Genomic DNA, 18,347 nt, shown 5'->3' with positions numbered 1-18,347 from the left:
CCACGCACCGAGAGGCGGCACCCCCGCACAGGGTGCCGCCTCTCTCTTTTCGTGCGCCGGAACAGCCGCCGATCGGTGAGGGTCGGGGACCAGCGGCTGGTCCGGGGTCGGGCCGCCCGGCAGGGACTAGCGGTGGTCGCTGCCTTCCGACTGCGTCGCCGCGCGGCCCGCCTCCAGGCGCGCCACCGGGATGCGGAACGGGGAGCAGGAGACGTAGTCGAGACCGACCTCGTGGAAGAAGTGGACCGACTCCGGGTCACCGCCGTGCTCGCCGCAGACGCCGAGCTTCAGGTCGGGGCGGGTGCGGCGGCCGGCTTCCGCGGCCGAGCGCACCAGGGAACCGACACCGTCCTTGTCGATCGTCTCGAAGGGGGAGACGCCGAAGATGCCCTTCTCCAGGTAGGCCGTGAAGAAGGAGGCCTCCACGTCGTCCCGGGAGAAGCCCCACACCGTCTGGGTGAGGTCGTTCGTGCCGAAGGAGAAGAACTCGGCGGCCTCGGCGATCTGACCGGCGGTCAGCGCGGCCCGCGGCAGCTCGATCATCGTGCCGATCGCCAGCTTCAGCTGCGTACCGGTCGCGGCCTCCACCTCGGCGACGACCCGGTCCGCCTCCTCGCGGACGATCTCCAGCTCCTGGACCGTGCCGACGAGCGGGATCATGATCTCGGCGCGCGGGTCGCCCTTGGCGGACTTGCGCTCCGCCGCCGCCTCCGCGATCGCGCGGACCTGCATGGTGAACAGGCCGGGGATGACGAGGCCGAGGCGGACGCCGCGCAGGCCGAGCATCGGGTTCTGCTCGTGCAGGCGGTGGACGGCCTGGAGCAGCCGGAGGTCGTTCTCGTGCGGCTCCTGGCGGGACTCCGCGAGGGCCACGCGGACCGAGAGTTCCGTGATGTCGGGGAGGAACTCGTGCAGCGGCGGGTCCAGGAGACGGATCGTCACCGGGAGGCCGTCCATCGCCTCGAAGAGCTCGATGAAGTCCTTCTTCTGGAGGGGCAGCAGCGCCTTCAGGGACTCCTCGCGCTCCGCCTCCGTGTCGGCGAGGATCAGGCGCTCCACCAGCTCGCGGCGGTCACCGAGGAACATGTGCTCGGTGCGGCACAGGCCGATGCCCTGGGCGCCGAAGCGGCGGGCGCGCAGCGCGTCCTCGGCGTTGTCCGCGTTGGCCCGGACCCGCAGCCGGCGCTTGCGGTCGGCGAAGGCCATCATGCGGTGGACCGCCTCGACCAGCTCGTCGGCGTCGTCGGCACCGGGGTGCATCCGGCCCTCGAAGTACTCCACGACCGGGGAGGGCACGACCGGGACCTCGCCCAGGTAGACCTTGCCGGAGGAGCCGTCGATGGAGATGACGTCGCCCTCTTCGACCACGTGACCGCCCGGCACCGTCATACGGCGGCGCTTGGTGTCGACCTCCAGCTCCTCCGCGCCGCAGACACAGGTCTTGCCCATGCCGCGGGCCACCACGGCCGCGTGGGAGGTCTTGCCGCCGCGCGAGGTGAGGATGCCCTCGGCCGCGATCATGCCGTCCAGGTCGTCGGGGTTGGTCTCACGGCGGACCAGGATGACCTTCTCGCCGGAGCGGGACCACTTCACCGCGGTGTACGAGTCGAAGACCGCCTTGCCGACCGCCGCGCCCGGCGACGCCGCGATGCCGCGCGCCACCTGCTCGACCTTGGCCTGCTCGTCGAAGCGGGGGAACATCAGCTGGGCGAGCTGGGCGCCGGTGACGCGCTGGAGGGCTTCCGTCTCGTCGATCAGGCCCTGGTCCACCAGCTGGGTGGCGATACGGAACGCGGCACCCGCGGTGCGCTTGCCGACCCGGGTCTGGAGCATCCACAGCTGACCGCGCTCGATCGTGAACTCGATGTCGCAGAGGTCCTTGTAGTGGTTCTCCAGCGTCTCCATGATCTGCATGAGCCGGTCGTACGACTTCTTGTCGATCTGCTCCAGCTCCGCCAGCGGGACGGTGTTGCGAATGCCCGCGACCACGTCCTCGCCCTGGGCGTTCTGGAGGTAGTCGCCGTAGACGCCCTGGTGGCCGGAGGCGGGGTCGCGGGTGAAGGCGACGCCGGTGCCGGAGTCGGGGCCGAGGTTGCCGAAGACCATGGAGCAGATGTTGACCGCGGTGCCGAGGTCGCCGGGGATGCGCTCCTGGCGGCGGTAGAGCTTGGCGCGGTCGCCGTTCCAGGAGTCGAAGACCGCCTTGATGGCGAGGTCCATCTGCTCGCGCGGGTCCTGCGGGAAGTCCCGGCCGGCCTCCTTCTTGACGATCTTCTTGAAGGTGGTGACCAGCTTCTTCAGGTCGGCGGCCTCCAGGTCGGTGTCGACCGTGACCTTCTTGGCCGCCTTGGCGGCGTCGAGGGCCTCCTCGAACAGCTCGCCGTCGACGCCGAGGACGGTCTTGCCGAACATCTGGATGAGGCGGCGGTAGGAGTCCCACGCGAAGCGGTCGTCGCCGGCCTGCTTGGCCAGGCCCTGCACCGACTTGTCGGAGAGGCCGATGTTCAGGACCGTGTCCATCATGCCGGGCATGGAGAACTTGGCGCCCGAGCGGACCGACACGAGAAGCGGGTTGTCGGCCTGGCCGAGCTTCTTGCCCATGCGGGTCTCGAGGGCGTCGAGGTGCGCACTCACCTCGTCACGCAGTGCCACGGGCTCCGCGCCGCTCTCCAGGTAGACCTTGCAGGCCTCCGTGGTGATGGTGAAGCCGGGAGGCACCGGGAGACCCAGGTTGGTCATCTCGGCGAGGTTGGCACCCTTGCCGCCGAGGAGGTCCTTGAGGTCCTTGTTGCCCTCGGTGAAGTCGTAAACGAACTTCGTTACGTGGGGTTCTTTGTTTTCCGACACGGGTCTCGACTCCTTGAGGCCACGGTGGCTGCCCTGACGGCCAGGAACATACCCAGATCGAAGGTCTATGGGTACGTCTACTTGCGCGTCATGCGCCTGTAACCACCCGTCCGCCAGCGGATCGAAAGTCAAAGCTTGGCAAGCCCTAGCCGCTCCTTGTTTTCACTTCTTGAACGCAACCTGCTCCAGAGGTGCGGTTTACCGCTCACATGAGCGCCTCTCGGCACGACTGATTTCGGTCGATGAACGATCAAGGGGTGGCACCCAGTGCCACCCCTTGGAGAAGTGCAGTCGGCCTTGATCCGCTCATCTGAGCGCAACCCTTATCAAGGGTGGCGAGAATCACGCTCCCACACCCCGCCGGATTTCACCATGCGGACGGTCCGCCGGGTCCCGGAGGCCGACAGAAACCGCAGTACAAAGGGTGCGATACGCCGCATCACACGCCCAGCGCCAGCAGGCGCTCCTCCACCCGCTCCGGCGCGTACAGGTGTTCCACCACCAGCGCCCCCGCTCCGATGAGCGCGGCCCGGTCGCCCAGCCGGGACGTGACGACGTCCAGATGGGCCGTGGAGCGGGGCAGCGCCCGCTGGTACAGCAGCTCGCGCACCCCGGTGAGGAAGGGCGTTCCGGCCAGATCGCCGGCGATCATCAGCACCCCGGGGTTCAGCAGGGTCACCACCGTCGCCAGCACGTCCCCGACCCGGCGGCCCGCCTCCCGCGCCAGCGCCGCCGCCTCCGGATGCCCGGCCGCCAGCAGGTCCCGTACGTCCGAGCCGGAGGCCGCCGGCACCCCGGACTCCGCCAGCCGCCGCGCCACCGCGCCGCCGCTCGCCACCGCGGCGAGGCAGCCCTGCGAGCCGCACCGGCACAGCGCGTCCGCGCCCACCCGGATGTGCCCGATGTCGCCCGCGCCCCCGTCGACACCCCGGTAGACCGAGCCGTCCACGACCACGCCGGCGCCGATGCCGGTGGACACCTTGACCAGGACGAAGGCCGCGCAGTCGGGGTGTCCGGTGCGCTGCTCGCCGTAGGCCATCAGGTTGGCGTCGTTGTCCACCAGGACCGGGACCGCCGGGGCCCCGGTCTGCTCGGTGAAGGCGCGGCGGAGGCGGCCTCTTATGTCGTAGCCGTCCCAGCCCGGCATCATCGGCGGCTGCACCACCCGGCCGGTCTCGCTGTCCACCGGGCCGGGCACGGCCAGCCCTATGCCGCAGACCAGCTCGGCCGGCCGCCCGGCCTTCTCGAGCAACCGGGCGAACAACCGGCCGAGTTCGCCGAGCACCCTCTCCGGGCCGTCCTCGACGGCCAGCACCTCCGCGTGCTCGGCGAGGATCTCGCCGGTCGGGGAGAGGACCGCCGCGCGGGCGTGCCGGGTGTCGAGGTCGGCGGCGAGCACCACCGCGTGGGAGTCGTCGAACTCCAGGGTGATGGAAGGGCGGCCGCCGAGCGGCGAGTCCACCGGGCCGCCCGCGCCCTCGCGCAGCCAGCCGGCCCGGAACAGCCGGTCCAGCCGCTGACCGACCGTCGCCCGGGACAGCCCGGTCGCCTGCTGGAGCGCACCCCGTGTCACGGCCCGTCCGCTGCGCACCAGTTCGAGCAGATCCCCGGCGCCGGCCTGACTGCCGCCCCTGGAGCTCTTCACGGTCCTTCCCGGCCGTCCGGTCATGCGCACCCCCTTGTGTTCCTCAAGCCTGCATTACATAGTGAGTTTTGCGTGTTAAATAGACGTAACTCTACGGTGGCCACTGCCAAACCCGGTCGTCATGGCCGGTCGCCTTCGTCTTCGGGGAGCCCCGAGTGGATCGCACTGCCCAGCTCAACGCCCGTCCCGCGCAGTACGAGATCGCATACGATCCGCCCGCCATCCCCTCGTCCCTGCACGTCAGGGCCGCCCGGGTGCTCGACGCCAACTGGACGGGCAGTTCGACGGTCCCGTCCCGGAAGCTGTATCCGCACCAGTGGTCCTGGGACTCGGCGTTCATCGCGATCGGGCTGCGGCACCTCTCGCCGCTGCGGGCCCAGACCGAGCTGGAGACACTGCTGGCCGCGCAGTGGGGCGACGGCCGTGTCCCGCACATCGTCTTCAACCCCTCCGTCCCGCTCGACGCGTACTTCCCGAGCCCCGATTTCTGGCGGTCCGCCACCGCCGGGAGCGCCGCGGGCGCCCCGCGCACCGTACAGACCTCGGGGATCGTGCAGCCACCGGTCCATGCGCTGGCGGCCTGGCTGGTGCACCGCGCCGACCCCGGGCTGTCCCGGGCGCGGGGCTTCCTGGCCCGGGTGTACCCGCGGCTGGCGGCCTGGCACCGCTATCTGCTGCACCGGCGGGACCTGGGCGGCGGCGGACTGGTGTCGGTGGTCCATCCGTGGGAGCAGGGCATGGACAACAGCCCCTGCTGGGACGCCCCGCTGGCCCGGATCGCCCCGGCCCCGGCCCGCTCCTTCCGCCGCGCCGACCTCGCCCACGGCGCCCCCGAGGACCGGCCGACGGACCTGGACTACGGCCGGTACGTACGGCTCGCGGCGGACTACCGGGACGGGGGGTACGGCGACGACGCCGGCCGGCGGGGAGGGGCCGGCCCCCGGGGCGGCGAGTTCGCCGTCGAGGATCCGGCGTTCAACGCCCTGCTCATCGCCTCCGAGCACGCGCTCGCCCGGATCGCCGAGGAGCTGGGCGCGGCCGGCGCCGCCCGCCGTGCGCGTGCGGAGCGGCTGACGGCGGCGCTGGTGGCGCGGCTGTGGGACCCGGAGGCCGGGATGTTCCTGTGCCGGGATCTGCGCGCCGGGCCGCCCGGATCCCGGCCGGGGCAGGGAGCGCTCGTCCCCGAGCGGAGTGTCTCCGGGCTGGTGCCGCTGCTTCTGCCCGGCCTGCCCCGCGCCATCGCCGCCACCCTCGTCCGCACCCTGCACGGCCCGCACTTCTCCCTCGGCGACCGCACCCGGCTGGTCCCCAGCTACGACCTGCTCGGCGAGGCCTTCGACCCGCACCGCTACTGGCGCGGCCCGGCCTGGTTCAACACCGGCTGGCTGCTGGAGCGGGGGCTGCGCACCCATGGGGAGCGGGACCGGGCCGACGCGCTGCGCACCGCGATGCTGCACCTCGCGGACAGCACCGGTTTCGCCGAGTACGTCGATCCGTACACCGGCGAGGCCTGCGGGGCGACCGGCTTCAGCTGGACGGCGGCGCTCGCGCTGGACCTCCATCACCAACTGGGCCAAGAGCTTCTCAAGCACCCCGCACCAGGCGTGTCCCCCACGGGCACCGGCACGTTCGACAGGAGTGACAAGGAAGGGAACCCGGCATGACGGACCGGCATCATCTGCTCGTGCACGGCGCGACGTTCGCCGCCGTGGGCGACCGGGGCGACATCAGCGGGGTCCGGGGCGGCAGCCTTCCGGACGGGTTATTCGTACGGGACGCCCGGCACCTCAGCCGCTGGCAGCTCACCGTCGACGGCGGGGTGCCCGAGTTGCTGAGCCCGGTCACGGACGGCGACGCCGCCGCCCACTGCGTCCTGGTGCCGCGCGGCGGCCGCCAGGAGCCCCCGGCACACACCCTCTTCCGCGAACAGGCCGTCGGTGACAGCGCGTTCGTGGAGACGCTCCGGGTGACCAGCAACCGCCCGGTGCCCACCACGGTCCGCCTCGCCATCACCGCCGACGCGGACTTCGCCGACCAGTTCGAGCTGCGCTCCGACCACCGCACCTACATCAAGGCCGGGGCCGTACGCTCCCGGCAAGTCCTCGACGACGGCATCGAGTTCGCCTACCGCCGCGCCGAATGGCGGTCCTGTACGACGATCAGCGCCGAGCCCGCTCCGGACGCCGTCGAGGAGACCGGCACCGGCGCCCGCCGACTGGTGTGGACCCTGACCCTGGAACCGCACGGCACGACCGAGCTGGTGCTGCGCGTGATGGCCCGCCCGCACGGCGACAAGCGGGCCCTGCGGGTGCCCCGCGGCCCGGCCGCCGTACGCGAGCACCTGCTGTCCCTGGAGGAGCGGTTCATGGAGGGGGTGGCCTTCCCCACCGGCTGGCCGGAGCTGGCGGAGGCCTGCGCCCGGGGCCTCGCGGACCTGGCGGCGCTCCAGGTGCCGGCCACCGGGCCGGACGGCGAGGAGCTGCGGGTGCCGGCCGCCGGCGCGCCCTGGTTCCTCACCCTGCTCGGCCGGGACGCCCTGCTCACCTCCCTGTTCGTGCTTCCCTACCGGCCCCAGCCGGCCGCCGCCGTCCTGCTGGCGCTCGCCGCCACCCAGGCGACCGACAGCGGGCCGTTCCCGGTCGCCCAGCCGGGCAAGATCGTGCACGAGGTGCGCCACGGCGAGCTGGCGCACTTCGGCCAGGTGCCGTTCCGCCGGTACTACGGCTCGGTCGACGCCACCCCGCTGTTCCTGATCCTGCTCGGCGCCTATGCCGAGCGGACCGGCGACAGCGCCCTGGCCCGCCGTCTGGAGCCGCATGCCCGGGCCGCGATCGGCTGGATGCTCGACCACGGCGGCCTGACCTCCCGCGGCTACCTCGTCTACCGCGCCGACAAGGGCGGTCTCGCCAACCAGAACTGGAAGGACTCCCCCGGCGCGATCTGCTGCGCCGACGGCAGCCGGCCCACCGGCGCGGTGATGGCGGCGGGCGCCCAGGGCTATGCGTACGACGCGCTGCGCCGCACGGCGTGGCTGGCGCGCACGGTGTGGTCCGACGAGACGTACGCCGCGCTGCTGGAGCAGGCGGCCGCCGACCTCCGGGACCGTTTCCAGCGGGACTTCTGGATGCGGGAGCACTCCTTCCCCGCGCTGGCGCTGGACGGCAGGGGCCGCCAGATCGACGCGCTGGCCTCCGACGCCGGGCATCTGCTGTGGTCGGGGCTGCTGGACAAGGAGTACGGCGAGGTGGTCGGGCGCAGGCTGCTGGAGCCGGACTTCTTCTCCGGCTGGGGCGTCCGCACCCTGGCCTCCGGCCAGCCGGCGTACCACCCCCTCTCCTACCACCGCGGCTCGGTCTGGCCGCATGACAACGCGCTGCTCACGCTGGGGCTGGCCCGTTACGGCCTGCACGACGAGGCCCGTACGGTCGCCCACGCGCTGGTCGACGCGGCGACGGCCACCGGCCACCGGCTGCCGGAGGTCCTCGCGGGCTACGACCGCGGCACGCACAGCGAGCCGGTGCCGTACCCGCACGCCTGCCTGCGCGAGGCCCGCTCGGCGGCGGCCCCCCTCGCCCTCCTCACGGCGGTCGGGGGCGCCTAGGGCATGCGGGTCAGGGTGGGGCACCTCGCTTGAGAAGGCGTTTGCCGGGTGTTTGCCGACCGCCGTGAACAGCCGTCCGGGGCGGGCCGTACCGGATGACGGCGGGCCAGGCGGACCGTTCTCCGGTCCGCCCAGCCTCCCCGCGTGGCCCGCCCTTCGCCACGGCTGTCGTACGGAAGGACCTCCGGGTTGCCTCAGCACACAAGCACGCACCAGCCCTCGGACACCGGCCGGGCGGAGCCGACCCAGGGCCCCGAGGACCTCCCCGACGCTCCCGCGCCCGCGACGGACCCCAGCAGCGAACCCGAAGCGGAAGCCGAAGCCGAAGCCGCAGCCCCGCCCCAAGGCGAAACGGAAGCCGAAGCCGCAGCCGAATCCCCCGCGCCCGGCCAAGCCGGAACCGCAGACCCTGCGCCCAGCCCAGCCGAAGCCGAAGCCGCAGACTCCGCTCCCGCTCCCGGCCGGGACGGCATCGCTGAGCTGCCCCGGCGCTCCCGGCGGCCCTGGGTGTTCTGGCGGGAGCGGTATCCGGTCGCCGCGCGGGTGGTGTCCTATGCCGTGACCGTGTGCGCCGCCGCTCTGGTCCTCGCCGCGCTGGTGCTGCCGAACACCGTCGTACGGCTGGAGCCCACGGCGTTCACCCGGATTCCCGGGGAGGCGGTCATCGGCGCCGCCGTGCTGCTCGCGCTGCCGCGTCGGCCGCGGCTCGCGCTGGCCGTGGTGTCCGGGCTCGCGCTGGCGGCCATGACCGTGCTGAACCTGCTGGACATGGGCTTCAACCAGTACCTGGGCCGGGGCTTCAACGTCGTACTGGACTGGAGCCTGTTCGGCGACGCGGAGTCGTATCTGGCGGACTCCCTCGGCCGTACGACCGCTCTCGCCGCCGTGGTCGGGGTCATCGCCCTCGTCGTCCTCCTCTTCGTGCTGCTCACGCTGTCGACGGTCCGGCTGAGCAACCTGCTCGTCCGGAACCACGGCATCGCCACCCGGGGCACGCTGATCGCCGGGGTGGCGTGGATCACCTGCTCCTCGCTGGGCCTCCAGCTGGGCGGTGTGCCGATCGCCTCCGACGGCACCGCCTCCGCGATGAAGGCGCAGGTCCGGGAGGTGGCGAGCACGCTGCGGGACGAGGCGGAGTTCGAGAAGGTGGCCCGGGTCGACGCCTTCGGGAACACGCCGGGCAGCCAGCTGGTCCCCGATCTGCGCGGCAAGGACATGATCTTCACGTTCATCGAGAGCTACGGCCGCAGCGCGATCGAGGACCCGATCATGGCGCCGGGTGTCGACGCGACCCTCGACGCCCGTACCAAGGCGCTGGCCAAGGCCGGTTTCCACGCCAAGAGCGGCTGGCTGACCTCGGCCACCTACGGCGGCAGCAGCTGGCTCGGGCACTCCACCACCATGTCGGGCCTGTGGATCAGCAACCAGCAGCGCTACCGCACGGTGATGGCCAGCGACCACCTCAGCCTGACCGAGGCGTTCAAGAAGACGGGCGCCTTCGACACGGTCGGGGTCATGCCGGGCGTGCAGAAGGCGTGGCCGGAGCAGAAGTGGTACGGCCTCGACAAGGTCTACAACGCCTTCCAACTCGGCTACAAGGGGCCGAAGTTCAGCTGGTCGACCATGCCGGACCAGTACGCGTTGCAGCAGTACCAGGACCGGGTGCACAGCAGGAAGCCCGCGGACGGCAAGGCGCGCATGTCGCTGCTGATCCTCACCTCCAGCCACCAGCCGTGGGCGCCGATCCCGCACATGGTCGGCTGGGACCAGCTGGGCGACGGCTCGATCTTCAAGGGCATCCAGGCGGCGGGCAACAAACCGGCCGACGTCATCGCCGACACCACCAAGTCCCGCCAGGAGTACGGCAAGACGATCCAGTACTCGGTGACCGCGCTCACCCAGTGGCTGGAGCGGTACGGCACCAAGGACACCGTCCTGGTCTTCCTCGGCGACCACCAGCCCATCGCCCGGGTCAGCGGGAACCACGCCAGCCGTGATGTGCCGGTGGCGATCGTCGCCAAGGACCCGAAGGTGCTGGACAGGATCTCCGGGTGGGGGTGGTCGGACGGCCTGCGGCCCGCCCACGACGCCCCGGTGTGGCGGATGAGCGCCTTCCGCGACCGCTTCCTGACGGCCTACGGCTCGACCCCGCACCCGAAGAAGGGCTGATACCCCCTAGGGGGCTCTCTCAGCCCCCGGAGGTGTCCAGCTCCGCGTCCTCGCTCACGCCCGCGCAGTCGTACGGGTCCTTCAGCCAGCCGTCCGGCAGCACCACCCGGTTGTTGCCGGACGTACGGCCCCGGGGCCCGTCCGCGCCGGACGGCCAGGCCTGGTCGAGGTCCAGCTCGTCCAGCCCGGCCCTCAGCTCCTCCAGCGAGGAGGTGATCGCGAGCCGCTTGCGCATCTCGGAGCCGACCGCGAAGCCCTTCAGGTACCAGGCGACGTGCTTGCGGAAGTCGATCACGCCCTTGGACTCGTCGCCGATCCACTCGCCGAGCAGCCGGGCGTGCCGGACCATGACGTCGGCGACCTCGCGCAGCGCGGGCCGGGCCACCTCCTCCGGGCGTCCTTCGAAGGCCGCGACCAGGTCGGCGAAGAGCCACGGCCGGCCGAGGCAGCCGCGGCCGACGACCACGCCGTCGCAGCCGGTCTCGCGCACCATCCGCAGCGCGTCCTCGGCGCACCAGATGTCGCCGTTGCCGAGCACCGGGATCTCCGGGACGTGCTCCTTCAGCCGGGCGATGGCGTCCCAGTCGGCGGTGCCGCCGTAGTGCTGGGCGGTGGTACGGCCGTGCAGGGCGATGGCGGTGACGCCCTCCTCGACGGCGATACGGCCGGCGTCGAGGTAGGTGAGGTGGTCGTCGTCGATGCCCTTGCGCATCTTCATGGTGACGGGCAGGTCACCGGCGCCGGAGACCGCCTCGCGCAGGATGGCGCGCAGCAGGTTCCGCTTGTACGGCAGCGCCGAGCCGCCGCCCTTGCGGGTGACCTTGGGGACCGGGCAGCCGAAGTTCAGGTCGATGTGGTCGGCCAGGTCCTCTTCCACGATCATGCGGACGGCCTTGCCGACGGTCACCGGGTCGACGCCGTACAGCTGGATAGAGCGCGGCTGCTCGCTCGCGTCGAACCTGATCAGCTGCATGGTCTTGTCGTTGCGTTCGACCAGCGCCCGGGTCGTGATCATCTCGCTGACGAAGAGGCCCTTGCCGCCGCTGAACTCCCGGCACAGGGTGCGGAAGGGCGCGTTGGTGATCCCCGCCATGGGTGCGAGCACGACGGGCGGTGCGACGGCGTGCGGGCCGATGGAGAGCGGGTGGGTCATCACAGGGCTCCGGTACGGATGTACGACACAGTCAAGCCCCCATTGTCCCCCACCCGGGTACTCGGATGAGCCGGAGGTGGCGGACGACCGGCCGACCGGTCGCCGGGAAGAATCGTGTAGCTGTAATTAGTTAGACATACTATTGAAGTCGGGTACGATGAGACCATGCCCGAGTTGAGTCATCGCAGACGTCTGCTGGTGCTCGCGATCTGCTGTATGAGTCTGCTGATCGTGAGCCTCGACAACACCGTGCTGAACGTGGCGCTGCCGTCGATGCAGCGCGACCTGCACGCCACGACCGCCGGCCTCCAGTGGACGATCGACGCCTACACCCTGGTGCTGGCCTCGCTGCTGATGCTGGCGGGGTCCACCGCCGACCGCATCGGGCGCAGAAGAGTCTTCATGGCGGGCCTGGTGGTCTTCTCCGTCGGCTCGCTGCTCTGCTCGCTCGCGCCCAACCTGGAACTGCTGATCGTCTTCCGGATGGTCCAGGCCGTCGGCGGCTCGATGCTCAACCCGGTCGCCATGTCGATCATCACCAACACCTTCACCGACGCCCGCGAGCGTGCCCGCGCGATCGGTGCCTGGGGTGCGGTGGTCGGCATCTCGATGGCGGCGGGCCCGCTGGTGGGCGGACTCCTCGTCCAGTCGGTGAGCTGGCGCGCGATCTTCTGGATAAACCTCCCGGTCGGCCTCGCCGCCCTGCTCCTCACCCTGCGCTTCGTCCCGGAGTCCCGGGCGCCCAAGGCCCGCCGCCCCGACCCGGTCGGCCAGCTGCTGGTGATCGCCCTGTTCGGCGCGCTGACCTACGCCATCATCGAGGCCCCCTCCTCCGGGCCCGGCACGGTGGCGCCGTTCGCCGCGGTGGCCCTGGCCGCGCTGCTGGCCCTGCTCTGGTACGAGCCCCGGCGCGAGGAACCCCTCATCGACCTGCGCTTCTTCGGTTCGGCCCCGTTCAGCGGCGCGACCGTGATAGCGATCAGCGCGTTCGCGGCGCTCGGCGGCTTCCTCTTCCTGTCCACCCTCTACCTTCAGAACGTGCGGGGCCTGGACGCGCTGCACGCGGGCCTGTGGATGCTGCCGATGGCCGCGCCCACCTTCCTGTGCGCACCGCTGTCCGGACGGCTGGTCGGCAGCCGCGGCCCCCGCCTGCCCCTCCTGATCGCCGGTACGGCGATGACGGCGAGCGCCGCCCTCTTCGCCGTCTTCGAGGCCGAGACCTCGAACGTCACGCGTCTGATCGGCTACGTCCTGTTCGGCATCGGCTTCGGCTTCGTGAACGCGCCGATCACCAACACGGCCGTCTCCGGGATGCCGCGCGCCCAGGCCGGGGTGGCCGCCGCCGTCGCCTCCACCAGCAGACAGCTGGGCCAGACGCTCGGTGTCGCGGTGATCGGCGCGGTCCTGGCCTCCGGCGTCGGCTCCTCGCCGTTCAGATCCGCCTTCGTCTCGGCGGCCGGCCCCGGCTGGTGGATCCTCACCGGCTGCGGCCTGGCCGTCCTCGCCCTCGGCCTGCTCACCAGCGGCAGCTGGGCCCGTCGCACCGCCGAGCGCACGGCGGAGCGCCTGGAGTCCTCGGAGATCCGCCAGCCCGTGGGCGCCTCCGGACGGAGCTAGACCCGGTCGGGCGGGCCTAGATCCGGTCGGGCGGGCTCAGTTCGAGGGTGTCCGAGCAGATCTGGGCGTTGAGGTGGCGGCCCCGCCCGTCGGTCAGTTCGATGCGGGTGCCGTGCTCGCCCCGCCCGGGGTGCGGCGGGGTCACGTACAGGGCCGGATCGAGGTCGCCGGTGATGTAGCAGTACCCGTCCCGGTCCGTCCCGGTGCGGTAGTGGACCGGGAAGCCGGCCGCGTGGCCCGGTTCCAGCACCACCCGGGGCGCCGTGGCCCCCCGCTTCGGGCGCGACTCCATCCCCTGCGCCTTGCCCACCTGGGCGTCGAGTTCCGGGAAGCCGTCGAGGGCGCAGGGCCGCGTACCGGTGTTGCGGGCGCTGAGCAGGGCGGCCGGATCCCCCGGATGCCCGCCGTCGGCCATGCGGGTCAGTGTCCAGCGCAGGTGCGGTGTCCCGCAGTCGGCGACGGCGCGGTGGCCGTCGGCGCAGCCGGCCGCCCCCAGCAGCAGCGCCACGCCCAGGGCGGAGACGGCCGCGGTATGTCGTACCTGCACAAGAAACCCCCCGTGGCGAGGCGCCCTGCCTCTGCGGACAGGTAGATGCAGCCTCTCCCCCGGGGGGTTCCGTCAGCCGGTCCCGGCCGGTCTCAGCCGGCGGCGACCGGTCTCAGCCGTGCCGGCGGGTCAGTGACCGCTCTTCGCCAGGGCCGACACCAGGCGCAGGGCGTCCAGGGTGCCCACGCCGGTGGCCATGTCGTAGCCGTTGACCGCCTTGTAGCCGGTGACACCCTCGTAGCTGTTGTCGGTGCCGTCGTTGACGTCGACGATGCCGGCGCTCTTGTGCTTGTAGAGCGTGTACAGCGCCTCGTTGATGTGGCCGAGGCGGTGCCCGGCGGCCTGGTCGGCGAGGGCGACGATGCCCGAGAACAGCGGGGAGGCCTCGCTGGTGCCGCCGGAGACGTCCCAGCCGGTGGCCGTCGGGTCGAAGCTGGAGTAGACCCAGGCGCCGCCGTCGACGGCCGCGGCCATCGAGATGTCCGGGGTGCCACGGCGGGTGCCGACGACCTTCTGCACACCGTTCTGGAAGGCGGGACGGCCGAAGACGTGCGACTGGCCGCCGCCGCCCGCGCCGTAGTCGTTGTACACGCTGTCCGGCTTGACGCGCTGGCCCTTGTCGTTCAGGTGCAGCTGGGTGCCGCCGATGGAGGTGACCAGCGGGTCCGAGGAGGGCCAGGAGTTGACGCGCTTCTTGTAGTAGCCCTTGCCGTCCGCGGTGTTGTCCGTGGCGCCGCCGTCACCGGAGGAGGCGAGCACGGTCACGTGCTTGCGCTGCGCGTCCTGGAAGGCGTACCGCAGCTTCTTGATGCTGGTGAAGTCACCCTTCTCGAAGCCCGGGAAGGTGTTCTCGGTGGCACCGAAGCTCTGGCTGATGACGTCGCCGACCCCGTGGTCGATCAGGTACTTCTCGGCGCTCATCATCTCCGGCAGACCGGTGGTGCCCTCGGTCTCCGAGACCGCCGTCTCCACCAGCACGATCTTCGCGCCGGGCGCCACGGCGTGGGCCATCTCGACGTCCAGCGTGGTCTCGCCGGCCCAGCCGGTCATGTCGCTGTTCTTCGGGTCGAAGGCGGGGACGTGCCCCCACTTCACGACCTTGACCTTGGTGCTGGGCAGACCGAACTGCTTGCTGTAGACGTCCAGGTCGTGCTGGACCGTCGGGGAGCCGAACGAGTCGACGATGACGATCGTGCGCCCCTTGCCCGTGATGCCCTTCTTGTACAGCGCGTTCAGGTTGTACGCGGTGCGGTACTGAAGGGGGTTGTAGCAGGCGATGTGCCACTTGCTCTGGCACTGCGCGATGGGGAGCGGCTTGGCCACGCCGTGGACCAGCTGGTGTCCCGCGACAGCCGGCGCCGCGAAGGTGTGCGGTACGGCGGCGGAGGCGGTGGTGTTGCCACCGGCCGGCGACGTCGTGGTCAGCGCGGCGGCGGCAAGGGCGGCGGTGACGGCCGCGGTGGCCGCGACGCCGCGCCCGGTACGGGCTATGTGCATGAATTCCCCTGAGAGAGGTCCGTGGTCGGACGTGTCCGTGATCGGACGAAGTGGTCACGCGCATCCCATCGAGTGAGTCATGCACAGAACAAGACCAGGTCAGGGTTATTGAACAGCCGATGTCGAAGCTTTTACCGGAACACCACCTCGGGTCGGCCCTTTTCCGGCCATGCGCTGCTGCGTCGGTTGCCGCCCGGGTACCCGGGCCGGCACGTCAAGCCCTGCTGAGCGCCAGCTCGTACAGCCGCTCCAGCCGCTCGGCGGTCTGCTCGTCCTTCGGGGTGTAGGTGACCATGCGGGCACCCAGCTCGGGGCCGAGCCACAGGTCCGTGTGTTCCAGGGTGAGCAGGCCGACGTACGGGTTGCGGAACTCCTTGGTCCTGGAGCGGGTGGCGACCACCTCGTAGCGCTCCCAGTTCTCGCGGAACGCGGGGTACTCCTTCAGCCGTTTGAGCAGCATCTTCCAGGCGGGTTCGCCGAGGTGCCCGGCGAGGGAGGCGCGCAGCCGGGCGGCCATCAGCCGCTGCGACTCCGCGAGGTGGACGACGCCCTGCTGCCAGCCCGGGTCGCTGTGCACGAGGATCATGCAGTTGCGGTCCTCGGGCGGGATGGCGTCCAGGTCGCCCAGCAGCAGGCCGTAGGTGCGGTTGTAGGCGAGGATGTCGTACCGGCTGTTCTGGATGCAGGCGGGGTTCGGGTCCAGCCGGTCCAGCAGGGTGCGCAGCGCCGGGGTGACGCCGGTGCAGTGCGCGGCGGGCGTCGGGTCGGTGGCCCCGGCCAGTTGGAAGAGGTGGGCGCGCTCGCTGGCGTCCAGCAGCAGGGTGCGGGCGAGGGCGTCCAGGACCTGCACGGAGACCTGGATGTCGCGGGCCTGCTCCAGCCAGGTGTACCAGGTGACGCCGACCGCGGAGAGCTGGGCGACCTCCTCGCGGCGCAGGCCGGGGGTGCGGCGCCGGGCGCCCCGGACCAGGCCCACCTGCTCGGGGGTGATCCGCTCGCGCCGGCTGCGCAGGAAGGCGGCCAGCTCCTGGCGGCGGATCTGCGAGGGCCGGCGCGGCTGCCGGGTGGCGGTGTCCTGGACAAGGGGCGGCGCGGTCGTCATGGTTCCAGGGTGCCGCCTGCGCCATCCTGTTTCCAGGTACTTCTGGTACCAGGATGAGGAGACTCTGGTACCACTCTGAGTGCGGGCGCAGGCTCGGTGCCATGAGCGAAACCGTCATCACCGCCCCGGCCGGCACCGCCCGGCCGGCGGCCGGTCCGCCGGGACTCGGCGGGCTCGGCCTGTTCACCGTTCTGCTGGCCGCGGCGCTGCCGCTGGTCGACTTCTTCATCGTCAACGTCGCCCTGCCGGCCATCGGCTCCGGCCTGGCCGCGAGCGAGGCCGTGCTGGAGCTGGTGGTCGCCGGGTACGGGGTCGCGTACGCCGTGCTGCTGGTCGTCGGCGGACGGCTCGGGGACCTGTTCGGGCGGCGCCGGCTGTTCCTCGGCGGCATGGCCGCGTTCGGGCTGACCTCGCTGGCCTGCGGGCTGGCACCGGACGCCTGGACCCTGGTGGCGGCGCGGGTGGCGCAGGGCGCGGCGGCCGCCGCGATGCTGCCGCAGGTGCTCGCCACCATCCAGGCCGCCACCAGCGGCGCGCGCCGCGCGAAGGCCATGAGCCTGTACGGCGCGACGGCCGGGCTGTCGATGGTGGCCGGGCAGATACTCGGCGGGGTGCTGGTGGCCGCCGATGTCGCGGGCACCGGATGGCGGTCGGTGTTCCTGGTCAACGTGCCCGTGGTCGTGGTCGGGCTGGTGCTCGCGGTGCGGTTCGTGCCGGAGACCCGGTCGCAGCGTCCGGAGCCCGTGGACGGCCCGGGCACGGTGCTGCTCGCCGCGTCCCTGCTGACGCTGCTGGCGCCGCTCACCGAGGGCCGGGCGGCGGGCTGGCCGCTGTGGACGTGGCTGTCGCTGGCCGCGTTCCCGGTGGTGGCCGGGGCGTTCTGGGCGGTGGAGCGGCGGGCGGACCGGGCCGGGCGGACGCCGCTGGTGCCGCCGAGCCTGTTCGCGGTGGCGTCGATGCGGCGGGGGCTGGTGCTGATGGTGCCGTTCTCCATCGGCTTCGCCGGGTTCATGTTCGTGATCGCGCTGGCGCTCCAGCAGGGGGCCCGGCTCGGCCCGGTGCCGGCGGGGCTCGCGCTGGCGCCGATGGCCGTCGTCTTCCTCTTCGTCTCCCTCGCCGGTCCGCGGCTGGTCGCCCGGTACGGCACCCGGGTGGTCACCGCGGGGTCCGTGGCGCAGGGGGTGGGGGTGCTGCTGATCGCGCTGGCCGTGTGGCGGGACTGGCCGCACGTGGGCGTGGTGTCGCTGCTGCCGGGGATGGCGGTGGCCGGTGCGGGTCAGGCGCTCCAACTGCCCAATGTGATGCGGCTGGTGCTGTCCGAGGTGCCGGCGGCGCGGGCCGGGGTCGGCGGCGGGGTGATGGTGACGACCCAGCAGTCGGCGCTGGCGCTGGGCGTGGCCACGCTCGGCACGCTGTTCCTCACCCTGGTCCCCCACCTCGGCATGCGGGACGCGTTGCTGGTCACGCTGCTGACCCAGGTGGGCGGGATCGTCCTGACGGGCCTGCTGAGCCTGCGGCTGCCGAGGTCGGTGGGGTGAGCCACTGCTGAGGGGCGGGGCCCCGGTCAGGCCCCGCGGAGCCCCCGTATCAGCAGGTCCACCACGGCCCGGAACTCCTCCTCCACTCCTTCGCGCTGCCACTCTCGCGCGTAGCAGGGGTCGTGGAAGCGCCCGGTGGCCTGGAAGACGGCCCGGGCCGCGGCGGCGGGGTCGGACACGGTGAAGACGCCCGCCTCCGCTCCCGCCTCGACGATCCGGGTCAGCTGGCCGGTCAGGTCGGCGATGTGCTCACCGACGACGGTCCCGTTCTCGTCGGTGAGCACCGTGTAGGTGGCGAACAGCTCGGGATCGTCCCCGGCCTTGTGCCGCTTCGCCTCGAACAGCGCCGCGAGCCAGGCCCGCAGCCGCTCCTCGGGCGCGGCGTCCGCCGTGACGATGCCGGCCAGCTGTTGCGAAGTCCGGTCCAGCCAGCGCTTGGTGACGGCGCCCCGCAGCACCGCCTTGGTGCGGAAGTGCCGGTAGACGCTGCCGTGGCTGACGCCGAGCGCGCGGGCCACGTCGACCACGGTGGCCTTGGCCGGGCCGTGGCGGCGCAGCACCTCCTCGGTCGCTTCGAGGATGCGCTCGGCGGTCAGGGTCTCGCTGGTCGGTGCCATGTCTAGACCGTACC

The 18,347-nt window shown here is 72.0% G+C and carries 12 protein-coding genes; 5 read left to right on the top strand and 7 right to left on the bottom strand.

Features of this window, described 5'->3' with window-relative positions; genetic code table 11:
• Positions 1-126 precede the first annotated feature (126 nt).
• Together ppdK and ACFVIU_RS23110 are read right to left on the bottom strand one after the other, a co-directional pair.
• The gene (ppdK, locus tag ACFVIU_RS23115; RefSeq protein WP_385844700.1) at positions 127-2,847 is read right to left on the bottom strand and encodes a pyruvate, phosphate dikinase; all 2,721 of its coding nucleotides are present in this window, start codon (positions 2,845-2,847) and stop codon (positions 127-129) included.
• 439 nt (positions 2,848-3,286) lie between these two features.
• On the bottom strand, positions 3,287-4,516 hold the full coding sequence (locus ACFVIU_RS23110; protein WP_385844698.1) for an ROK family protein: 1,230 nt from the start codon (positions 4,514-4,516) through the stop codon (positions 3,287-3,289).
• Between the two features lie 131 nt (positions 4,517-4,647).
• On the opposite strand from ACFVIU_RS23110, the gene ACFVIU_RS23105 reads away from it, so the two are divergent.
• The 3 genes from ACFVIU_RS23105 to ACFVIU_RS23095 all read left to right on the top strand — a co-directional run bounded on the left by ACFVIU_RS23105 (position 4,648) and on the right by ACFVIU_RS23095 (position 10,262).
• Positions 4,648-6,156 carry a hypothetical protein gene (locus ACFVIU_RS23105; RefSeq protein ID WP_385844697.1) on the top strand — a complete coding sequence of 503 codons (1,509 nt, stop codon included), beginning with the start codon at positions 4,648-4,650 and terminating at the stop codon, positions 6,154-6,156.
• Entirely contained in the window at positions 6,153-8,093 is a 1,941-nt protein-coding gene (locus tag ACFVIU_RS23100) for a glycogen debranching N-terminal domain-containing protein (protein ID WP_385844696.1), read from the top strand. The genes ACFVIU_RS23105 and ACFVIU_RS23100 overlap by 4 nt, the downstream gene beginning before the upstream one ends.
• A gap of 507 nt (positions 8,094-8,600) precedes the next feature.
• Entirely contained in the window at positions 8,601-10,262 is a 1,662-nt protein-coding gene (locus tag ACFVIU_RS23095; protein WP_385844695.1) for a CDP-alcohol phosphatidyltransferase, read from the top strand.
• A gap of 19 nt (positions 10,263-10,281) precedes the next feature.
• Here the strand turns inward: ACFVIU_RS23095 and dusB are convergent, their stop codons facing one another.
• The gene (gene dusB / locus ACFVIU_RS23090; RefSeq protein WP_385844693.1) at positions 10,282-11,415 is read right to left on the bottom strand and encodes a tRNA dihydrouridine synthase DusB; all 1,134 of its coding nucleotides are present in this window, start codon (positions 11,413-11,415) and stop codon (positions 10,282-10,284) included.
• 165 nt (positions 11,416-11,580) lie between these two features.
• Between dusB and ACFVIU_RS23085 the strand changes: the two genes are divergently transcribed.
• Positions 11,581-13,032 carry an MFS transporter gene (locus ACFVIU_RS23085; RefSeq protein ID WP_385844692.1) on the top strand — a complete coding sequence of 484 codons (1,452 nt, stop codon included), beginning with the start codon at positions 11,581-11,583 and terminating at the stop codon, positions 13,030-13,032.
• A gap of 16 nt (positions 13,033-13,048) precedes the next feature.
• On the opposite strand, the gene ACFVIU_RS23080 is transcribed toward ACFVIU_RS23085, so the two are convergent.
• The 3 genes from ACFVIU_RS23080 to ACFVIU_RS23070 form a co-directional block, all read right to left on the bottom strand.
• The gene (locus ACFVIU_RS23080) at positions 13,049-13,579 is read right to left on the bottom strand and encodes a DUF4232 domain-containing protein (protein WP_385844690.1); all 531 of its coding nucleotides are present in this window, start codon (positions 13,577-13,579) and stop codon (positions 13,049-13,051) included.
• A gap of 129 nt (positions 13,580-13,708) precedes the next feature.
• Positions 13,709-15,076, bottom strand: coding sequence for a S8 family serine peptidase (locus ACFVIU_RS23075; RefSeq protein WP_385844689.1), 1,368 nt, complete (start codon positions 15,074-15,076; stop codon positions 13,709-13,711).
• Positions 15,077-15,290: 214 nt separating this feature from the next.
• Positions 15,291-16,178 carry a helix-turn-helix transcriptional regulator gene (locus tag ACFVIU_RS23070; protein WP_385844688.1) on the bottom strand — a complete coding sequence of 296 codons (888 nt, stop codon included), beginning with the start codon at positions 16,176-16,178 and terminating at the stop codon, positions 15,291-15,293.
• A gap of 101 nt (positions 16,179-16,279) precedes the next feature.
• Between ACFVIU_RS23070 and ACFVIU_RS23065 the strand changes: the two genes are divergently transcribed.
• Positions 16,280-17,716, top strand: coding sequence for an MFS transporter (locus tag ACFVIU_RS23065; protein WP_385844687.1), 1,437 nt, complete (start codon positions 16,280-16,282; stop codon positions 17,714-17,716).
• Positions 17,717-17,742: 26 nt separating this feature from the next.
• Here the strand turns inward: ACFVIU_RS23065 and ACFVIU_RS23060 are convergent, their stop codons facing one another.
• Positions 17,743-18,333, bottom strand: coding sequence for a TetR/AcrR family transcriptional regulator (locus ACFVIU_RS23060; protein ID WP_385844685.1), 591 nt, complete (start codon positions 18,331-18,333; stop codon positions 17,743-17,745).
• Between the last annotated feature and the right edge of the window lie 14 nt (positions 18,334-18,347).

This window comes from Streptomyces sp. NPDC127190 (assembly GCF_042672505.1).
Classification (GTDB): domain Bacteria; phylum Actinomycetota; class Actinomycetes; order Streptomycetales; family Streptomycetaceae; genus Streptomyces.
Note: the sequence above shows the minus strand (reverse complement) of the source record. Positions and strands in the feature narration are given on the sequence as shown.

Coding starts and splice junctions, on each gene's coding strand:
- ACFVIU_RS23110 (WP_385844698.1), bottom strand. CDS start 4,516: ATGACCGGACGGCCGGGAAGGACCGTGAAGAGCTCCAGGGGCGGCAGT.
- ACFVIU_RS23100 (WP_385844696.1), top strand. CDS start 6,153: ATGACGGACCGGCATCATCTGCTCGTGCACGGCGCGACGTTCGCCGCC.
- dusB (WP_385844693.1), bottom strand. CDS start 11,415: ATGACCCACCCGCTCTCCATCGGCCCGCACGCCGTCGCACCGCCCGTC.
- ACFVIU_RS23085 (WP_385844692.1), top strand. CDS start 11,581: ATGCCCGAGTTGAGTCATCGCAGACGTCTGCTGGTGCTCGCGATCTGC.
- ACFVIU_RS23075 (WP_385844689.1), bottom strand. CDS start 15,076: ATGCACATAGCCCGTACCGGGCGCGGCGTCGCGGCCACCGCGGCCGTC.
- ACFVIU_RS23070 (WP_385844688.1), bottom strand. CDS start 16,178: ATGACGACCGCGCCGCCCCTTGTCCAGGACACCGCCACCCGGCAGCCG.
- ACFVIU_RS23065 (WP_385844687.1), top strand. CDS start 16,280: ATGAGCGAAACCGTCATCACCGCCCCGGCCGGCACCGCCCGGCCGGCG.
- ACFVIU_RS23060 (WP_385844685.1), bottom strand. CDS start 18,333: ATGGCACCGACCAGCGAGACCCTGACCGCCGAGCGCATCCTCGAAGCG.